The sequence below is a fragment of the Methylophilus sp. genome (assembly GCF_035460085.1).
Lineage (GTDB): Bacteria > Pseudomonadota > Gammaproteobacteria > Burkholderiales > Methylophilaceae > Methylophilus.
On sequence record NZ_DATHWZ010000058.1, the window covers coordinates 1 to 7746 of the forward strand.

The window sequence follows — 7746 nt, forward strand, 5'->3', positions numbered from 1 at the left end:
GGGCGATCAGGGTCTTTCGTCACCTCAAAGATGGCTTCACCCTCCCTGAGCAATACATGACGTTCATGCCGATAATAGGTGACTTCCATATCGCTTTTGGCGCTGAGTGTGACGCGAGTGCCGTCGTCTAACGTTTTATGGGCGATCTGCCCTACCGGGTTTTGTGCAGCTAGCTGCATGACAGGTGTGGCTTGCCAATCAAGATATTGCTGATGCAACACAAAGCTCATGATGCACAGCAAAGCAACCATGAACAACTGGCCGACACGGCGCTGTTTGTTTTTGCGTTTGGCTTCCTGCGCAAGAAAGGCATGCTGCTCAGCTTCATCCGCCAGCGTTGACAGGGATTCAGCCGAGCTCATTCTCTGCATGGCGCGCCTGATACTCTCATACTCGGAAGCATGACGAGGATCATCCGCCAGCCAGCGCTCAAAGTCCTCACGCTCTGATGCGCCCTGAGAATACTCGCGCATCCGCAGGTACCATCGCGCGGCAACTTCGCTGACTGTCATCGGTTTTAGCATTGGATATGGTTTAAGAGGTGAATTAACGTGCTGTTTTTTGTTGAAATGCCCGTATGTCGAGCATAGCACGAATAAGGTGTTTCTCTACCATGCTGGTGCTGATACCCAAATGCGTTGAGATATCGCTCTGTTTCATTTCATCCACATGATAAAGCCAGAAAACCTGACGGCATTTTTTTGGCAACAGATCGATGATTCTTTGCAGGTTGAACAGCATTTGCCGGGTTTCGTAGATCTGTTCAGGAGAGCACTCCAGGATTAACGCGGTTTCGTCAATCTGGTCTTCTTCTACAAAACGGGTTCTATAGCGGTATTCGTCCACCATCAGATGGTTAACAATCCCGTTCAGATAAGCCTCAGGTGACTCCTCCCTTGCCGGATGGCTGGAGACAGCAAAAAAAACCAGTGCATCATGCAGGATGTCTTTTGCACGTTGCACACACGCCGTGCGCCTGCCGATGCGTCGCAGTACATCCGTATATGCCCATTGCAAATCAATCCCAGACCATGCCAACGTATCGCTCATATCCCACCGCCACAAAGTTTTATTCCGCTGAGTTATCTGCAAAACGCGTGCCATTACATTCATTTGCATTAAGAGACTGATTCTCAATTAGAAAAATTATAGCTAGGGAATTTTTCCCGAATAAATTCAGGCTGAATACAACCATTTATCATAAAATTGGTTATTAACAACCATAAACAACCAATTTTCTGCAGCCCTAGAATTTTTTACAAGGGTCAAATATTTGCGTTATTAAATTTGGCGGTATGCCAGATACAAGCGTAAAAAAAGCCTTAAATCAAAGATTTAAGGCTTCTCAAAACTGCTTTTCTCATACTTTATGGTGCGGGAGCCGGAATCGAATGTTGCGTTTAGCACTAATACTGAAACCATTCTAGGTAAATTATAAATATTTGTTACCCCAAAGATACCCACTTTAATCAAAGTCACCCCTTAATACTTTCAATTCGAAACATTAATAGCCCGTTCGGACTATCGTAATTTTCTTCCAGTTTTAATTCTAATTAGGCATAATCGAGTAGAGCATTATTACGCATTAACGATAATCAAAATAATTTAGGAGATGTAGTTGTATGGCTTCAACAATAAAAAAAGTAATTCTCGCAACGTCCATCGTAATAGCCAGTTTTAACGCTCATGCCATAAATCGTATAGAGTTTGATGATTATGGTTATATCAATGGTTCATGGGGCATAACTCAGAAAACAGTTTTAAATAACTATGTTGTTCTTGATCAAGGCCCGTTTAACACAGTCTACGTTAGTCGTTACACACCCGACTATACACAAATATCGTTTATTGATTTCTCTACACATTTTTCTGAAGCTCCTCTAACCCTTGGCATTTATGAGAATGCACAGCGTTTTGCCAGTCCAGGACATCCGGGATTGGATTTGGTCAGAGATGGTAGCGGATTCAACATACTTAACGGGAGATTTGAGATTTTCGATATTCAGAAAAGTTCGAATGGAAGCTTTCTTTCATTTGCTGCTAGTTTTGAAATATTTGATTCTGCACCATTGGGGCAACCTGCGCTTGTTGGTCGAGTTTGGTACAACTCAAACTATGGTATTGCAATAGTAGCAGAACCGGAAAACCTAACCATGCTTATGGCAGGTTTGGGGTTGCTAGGGATTGCTGTACGCCGCAACAATCAAGCATAACTAAATCTTATAACACAAAGGTCGGGATAACCGGCCTTTGTTATTTGTAGTAATGAGAGTTCGAGTCTCTCCTTTAGCACCAGCGTGACGTATGTCAAGCGACGTTATGATATGAAAAAAGGCCTAGATTTTCATCTAAGCCTTTGATTTTTTATTCATTTTGAGTCTTTTTGGTACTGCTTGATACTCTATTATGGTGCCGGGAGCCGGAATCGAACCGGCACGCCTTGCGGCGCTGGATTTTGAGTCCAGTGCGTCTACCAGTTCCGCCATCCCGGCATGGGATATAATATGGACAACAAACCGCTATTATAACCATAATTTTGATTTATGAGAACTCTAGATTTCGATTTTTATCTACCGCCACACCTGATTGCACAACATCCTTTACCAAATCGCTCACAAAGTCGCCTGCTGGAAGTAGACGCCATTCAAAACACCATCCGGGACAATTTTTTTCGCCATATCAGCGATTATTTTGAAGCTGGCGATGTGTTGGTGCTCAACGATACCAAGGTGATTAAAGCGCGACTGTTCGGGCAAAAAGCGACCGGCGGAAATATCGAGGTGATGATAGATCGCGTGTTCAATACACAGGAAGCTTACGCGCAAATCAAAGCTTCTCGTTCACCCAAAACGGGTAGCCTGTTGCATTTGGCTAATAGCTACCAGGCGGAGGTATTGGGGCGTCATGCCGACATGTTTCATATCCGGCTGCTTGGCGATGAGTCATGGTATGACTTTCTGGAGCAGCATGGTCAATTACCATTGCCGCCTTATATTGAACATGCGGCTGACACTGCTGATGACACCCGCTACCAGACGGTATTTGCCAAACATGAAGGCGCAGTGGCTGCACCGACAGCAGGCCTGCATTTCGATAATGAGATGTTGAGCGCACTCACCGATAAGGGTGTACATGTATGCTATGTCACCTTGCATGTGGGCGCAGGCACATTCCAACCGGTGAAAGTCGATAATATTGCCGAGCATCATATGCATAGCGAGGTCTATCACCTGCCGGAAGCTACCATCGCAGCGATTCTGCAGGCACGGGAAACCGGCAAACGTGTGACTGCTGTTGGCACAACTTCATTACGTACTCTGGAAAGTGCGGCGCGTGCGGAGAAACTTTTTGCCCATCATGGCGAGACCGATATTTTCATCACGCCGGGATTCGAGTTCAAACTGGTTGACCGACTGATCACCAACTTCCATTTACCAAAAAGTACCTTGATGATGCTGGTGTCGGCCTTTGGTGGCTATGATTTGCTTCGCCAAGCTTATGCGCATGCCATTGAGGAATCTTACCGTTTTTTCAGTTATGGCGACGCGATGCTCATCACTCGCTCAGCATCACAACGAATCAAATAAAGCGGCGATCCAGTGCTGATGCCAAGCCAGGCAGGTCAATACAATGAACATGACCCCGTATAAATTTAAAAGTGGGCTTAATCAGCGCTTCGGTAAAACTTGTCGTTTAAAATAGCGTCTACTCATCACATAAAAAACACAGGATCTCGGAGATATGAAATTCAACACAAAATCACTGGGCGGATTGGCACTGCTATGCCTGTCGCTTACCAGCCAGGCAGAAATCCTGCCTGTAGCGGAAATCGGCGTTAAGATTCCGCTGATCAAGAAACCCACCACACGGCCGATGACAATGGCGTATTTGCCCAGCACCCAGCATTACTACATTGCAGATGGCGGCCTGGCGCCGATGGGCAGCGAATTCGAAGCGCCGATTTCAAAATCTGAGGTGCATGCTTACACTGCCACGGGGCAATATATCAATTCCGCTAAACCTGGTTTTGATAACCGCTCGCTGTATTTCAATGCCAATTCAGGCAAGCTGGAAACCATCACCTACAACATTTCAAGCGCCGCGGGCTTTTTACCTAACACCGGTATTTTCAGCCTGGATGTCAACGAAAAAGGTGAGGTGCTGACGACTTCCAGCGACATTTCGCAATTCAACCCGGCTTTCGGCGATGCCGGCACCATGCCAAGTTACGACCCTGCCAGCAAACACTATTATGCGAAACAGGAACGTAGCAACCTGGTGTATGTAGTGGATGCCAAACAGCGTGAAAAACTGGCAGAAATCAAACTGGACTTTGCCAAGGCCCAGGTGGCACACGATGATGTCAGTGATCACTTTATTGCGTTTACCGGGGTAGCTGGTAATGAGTTAGCCTTGCTGGATGTGGATCATAAAACGGTGCTGATTTTTGACCTGAATGGCCAACTGGCCGGTAAAAGTGCGCTACCAGCCACCATGAAGCTACGTTCACAGAATCATTTCAATGGTGCAGGGTATAGCAACGGCATGCTGTTCGTCTACCACGAGAATGAAGGCGAATTTGGTACCTACTATGGATTTAAAGTCGTGCAATAACCATAGATTCCAAAAACAAAAAACCGCGCAATTGCGCGGTTTTTTTTATAATTGACTAACGGTTTACTGGCTAGCGACATTGAGCTTGAGCGGTGATTCATAATGCCAGTGATTGCGCCAGGCACCTACCACCAGGTTGGGATATTCCGGCTTGCCCAGGCTGCCGTTGTAGCGGCCTAAGGCCCGATAATAATCCCCGCGCTCAATATCCAGGTAATGACGCAAAATCGTGCAGCCGTAGCGCAAATTCAATCGCATATCAAACAGGTTATGCTCGTTGGCACCGATGCTTTTCACCCAGAAAGGCATCACCTGCATGTAACCACGCGCACCGACACTGGATAAAGCATATTTCTTGAAACCACTTTCCACCTGGATCAAGCCCAGCACCAGTTGCGGATCCAGGCCTGCGCGCGTCGCTTCGTAATGCACAGACTTCAGGAAATCCTCACGGTACTGGGTATCCGGTATCCGTTTTGTCAGGCGGACTGACATCTCCTGCAACCATTGCTGCGCGGTTTGCTCGGTATCGAACAACAGGCGTGGTGCCGCAACATCAGTAACGGATTTCTGCATCAGCGCTTTCACGCTGTTGGCAAGCGGCTCTTCTTTCTGGTTACCGGCAACGGACGTGATTGACCACATCAACAGGGTTACCCCTACCATATAAAAAGATAAAAAGTTTGCTTTGTTCATCCTAGCTATTCTATCCAATAGAAAACCGGGTGCAGCCGTCAAACAGAAGTACGAAAAACCCTCTGATTATTGACCAAGTTTGTCACGTAAAAACGCAACGCTGTCAGTCACTTGCAAGTTCTGTGCCTCAGCATCGGTCCGGCCTTTATATTCTACTTTTCCTTCCGCCAGGCCACGGTCTCCGATCACGATGCGGTGCGGAACACCCATCAGGTCACTTTCAGCGAACATGACCCCTGGGCGCTCGCCCCTATCATCCAGCAACACATCCACACCTGCTTGCTGCAACTGCTGGTAGAGGTCGAATGCCGCCTGTTTGACCGCATCGCTCTTATCCAGGCCGATCGGGCAAATCACTACATCGAACGGTGCCATGCTACGTGGAAAAATAATGCCTTTGTCATCATGACCCTGCTCGATCGCCGCACCGACGATACGTGAGACCCCAATGCCATAACAGCCCATTTCCATCACTTGTGACTGACCGTTTTCGTCCAGGTAAGTGGCCTGCATGGCCTGCGAGTATTTGGTACGCAGCTGGAAAATATGCCCGACTTCGATCCCGCGGCACAAACTCAGCGTGCCTTTACCATCCGGGCTGGCATCGCCTGCCACCACATTGCGGATGTCAGCCACAATGACTGGCTCTGGCAAATCACGGCCAAAATTGACACCCGCCAGGTGGAATTTCGGTTTATTGGCACCACAGACAAAATCGCTTAACACTGCCACTGCCCTGTCGGCAATCACTCGCACATTGCCATTGACGCCGACCGGACCGATGAAGCCCGGCGGGCAGCTTAAATTGGCGCGAATCTCTTCTTCAGTCGCCAGGCGGAAATTTTGCACGCCTTCCACTTTGCCGAATTTGACTTCGTTCAGCTGATGATCACCGCGTAACAAGGCCAGTGTAAATACTTCATCAACAATTAAAGCAACTGACTTGACCGTTCTCTCTACTGGCACTTCCAGCAACTTAGCCACATCTTCACAGGTGGTTTGCTTAGGCGTATCGACTTCACGCATGGCTTCAGTGGCGGCCGGGCGGCTGGTATTGGATACCGCTTCAGCCATCTCGACGTTAGCCGCATAATCAGAATCTTCACAGTAAGCCAGGGCATCTTCGCCACTATCTGCCAGCACATGAAACTCTTGCGAGCCATCGCCACCAATCGCGCCGGAGTCGGCTTTTACTGCACGGAACTTGAGGCCTAGTCGGGTGAACACATTGCTGTAAGCGGTGTGCATGCTGTTGTATGTTTCAACCAGGCAATCAGCGCTGGTATGGAAAGAGTAAGCATCTTTCATCAGGAACTCACGTGCGCGCATCACGCCGAAACGTGGGCGGATCTCATCACGGAATTTGGTCTGGATCTGGTAGAAATTTAACGGCAATTGTTTGTAGCTGCTGATTTCTTTGCGTGCGATATCAGTAATCACTTCTTCGTGCGTTGGCCCAAAACAGAAGTCGCGTTCGTGCCTGTCCTGTATTTTAAGCATTTGCGGGCCAAACACAGCCCAGCGACCAGTTTCTTCCCATAATTCTTTCGGTTGCACGGCTGGCATCAGCAACTCCAATGCACCGGCCTTGTTCATTTCATCACGTACGATATTTTCCACTTTGCGTAACACGCGCAAACCCAGTGGCATCCAGCTATACAGACCGCTGCCTAACTTTTTGATGAGTCCGGCCCTGACCATCAGTTTATGGCTGATCAGCTCGGCATCAGAAGGAGCTTCTTTTTGGGTAGCGATGAAAAATTGTGAGGCGCGCATAAGAAAGGAGTTCTAACAGAATTCTAAAGGCCGAATTTTAGCCTTAAATGCGGCGATAGTCAGCAAATAAGCTGGGGAACCGCGCAATAAGTGTCTGCGCGAGATGCAGTGCAAGACGCACGCATCGCAGGATTCGAGACAACCAACAAAGTGTTGTGGTGTGTAGGCTAACCCGCTAAGCGATGTTAAGCGTAGCAGCCGTCACCATAGTACTCAAGTACGGCGAGGTGACGAAGCTGTAATTGGAAAAGCTCGTGCAACGCAGCAATTCGCTCGCGCAGACACTTATTCCAGTTTCCCCTGTTTTATTCGCGCTGATGGATGGGACTATCTTCCGGTATGTAACCATCTTTCCATTGTTTCATCGGCACAATAGTCGCGGCATGGCCATTATCGTAAAACCAACTATCCACCGCGAATTCTGCCTGGCTTTCATTTTCGCGGATAACCGCAGCCGTATGCGGCCAGCCGGTAAAAAAGAATTTACGTGTGCGGGTATCTAAAAGGGTATGGAAACGTATCAAGCCGGCTTGCTGCATCAAGCGCATATAGGTGGTGCTGTTAATCGCTTCATCATTGCAGTCTTGTTGGTGTGGGTATTTGCTGTTGCCAAACGTGCCTGCCCGGTCTGCCGACGTGCCGGTTTTGGGGCCTATGATT

At 48.0% G+C, this 7746-nt stretch carries 7 protein-coding genes, 1 tRNA gene and 1 pseudogene; 3 read left to right on the forward strand and 6 right to left on the reverse strand.

The window, feature by feature from the left end:
• The coding region (locus VK958_RS08235; protein ID WP_325240595.1) for a FecR family protein at positions 1 to 512 on the reverse strand (512 nt) is incomplete at its 3' end.
• Between the two features lie 34 nt (positions 513 to 546).
• Positions 547 to 1050: an RNA polymerase sigma factor gene (locus tag VK958_RS08240; RefSeq protein ID WP_325240597.1), complete on the reverse strand. Its 504-nt coding sequence runs from the start codon at positions 1048 to 1050 to the stop codon at positions 547 to 549.
• A gap of 572 nt (positions 1051 to 1622) precedes the next feature.
• Here VK958_RS08240 and VK958_RS08245 point away from each other — a divergent pair.
• Positions 1623 to 2213 carry a PEP-CTERM sorting domain-containing protein gene (locus tag VK958_RS08245; protein ID WP_325240599.1) on the forward strand — a complete coding sequence of 197 codons (591 nt, stop codon included), beginning with the start codon at positions 1623 to 1625 and terminating at the stop codon, positions 2211 to 2213.
• Positions 2214 to 2407: 194 nt separating this feature from the next.
• On the opposite strand, the gene VK958_RS08250 is transcribed toward VK958_RS08245, so the two are convergent.
• A tRNA-Leu gene (locus VK958_RS08250) sits at positions 2408 to 2492 on the reverse strand.
• 51 nt (positions 2493 to 2543) lie between these two features.
• On the opposite strand from VK958_RS08250, the gene queA reads away from it, so the two are divergent.
• Positions 2544 to 3587 carry a tRNA preQ1(34) S-adenosylmethionine ribosyltransferase-isomerase QueA gene (queA, locus tag VK958_RS08255; RefSeq protein ID WP_325240601.1) on the forward strand — a complete coding sequence of 348 codons (1044 nt, stop codon included), beginning with the start codon at positions 2544 to 2546 and terminating at the stop codon, positions 3585 to 3587.
• 154 nt (positions 3588 to 3741) lie between these two features.
• The gene (locus tag VK958_RS08260; RefSeq protein WP_325240603.1) at positions 3742 to 4614 is read left to right on the forward strand and encodes a hypothetical protein; all 873 of its coding nucleotides are present in this window, start codon (positions 3742 to 3744) and stop codon (positions 4612 to 4614) included.
• A gap of 63 nt (positions 4615 to 4677) precedes the next feature.
• Here VK958_RS08260 and VK958_RS08265 read toward each other — a convergent pair whose 3' ends face one another.
• From VK958_RS08265 to VK958_RS08275, 3 genes and pseudogenes are all read right to left on the reverse strand, one after another.
• The gene (locus VK958_RS08265; protein WP_325240605.1) at positions 4678 to 5259 is read right to left on the reverse strand and encodes a lytic transglycosylase domain-containing protein; all 582 of its coding nucleotides are present in this window, start codon (positions 5257 to 5259) and stop codon (positions 4678 to 4680) included.
• A gap of 117 nt (positions 5260 to 5376) precedes the next feature.
• A complete protein-coding gene (locus VK958_RS08270) occupies positions 5377 to 7086 on the reverse strand; it encodes a proline--tRNA ligase (protein WP_325240607.1) in 1710 nt (569 codons plus the stop codon).
• A gap of 305 nt (positions 7087 to 7391) precedes the next feature.
• A pseudogene (locus VK958_RS08275) lies at positions 7392 to 7746 on the reverse strand (hypothetical protein); the annotation flags it as partial.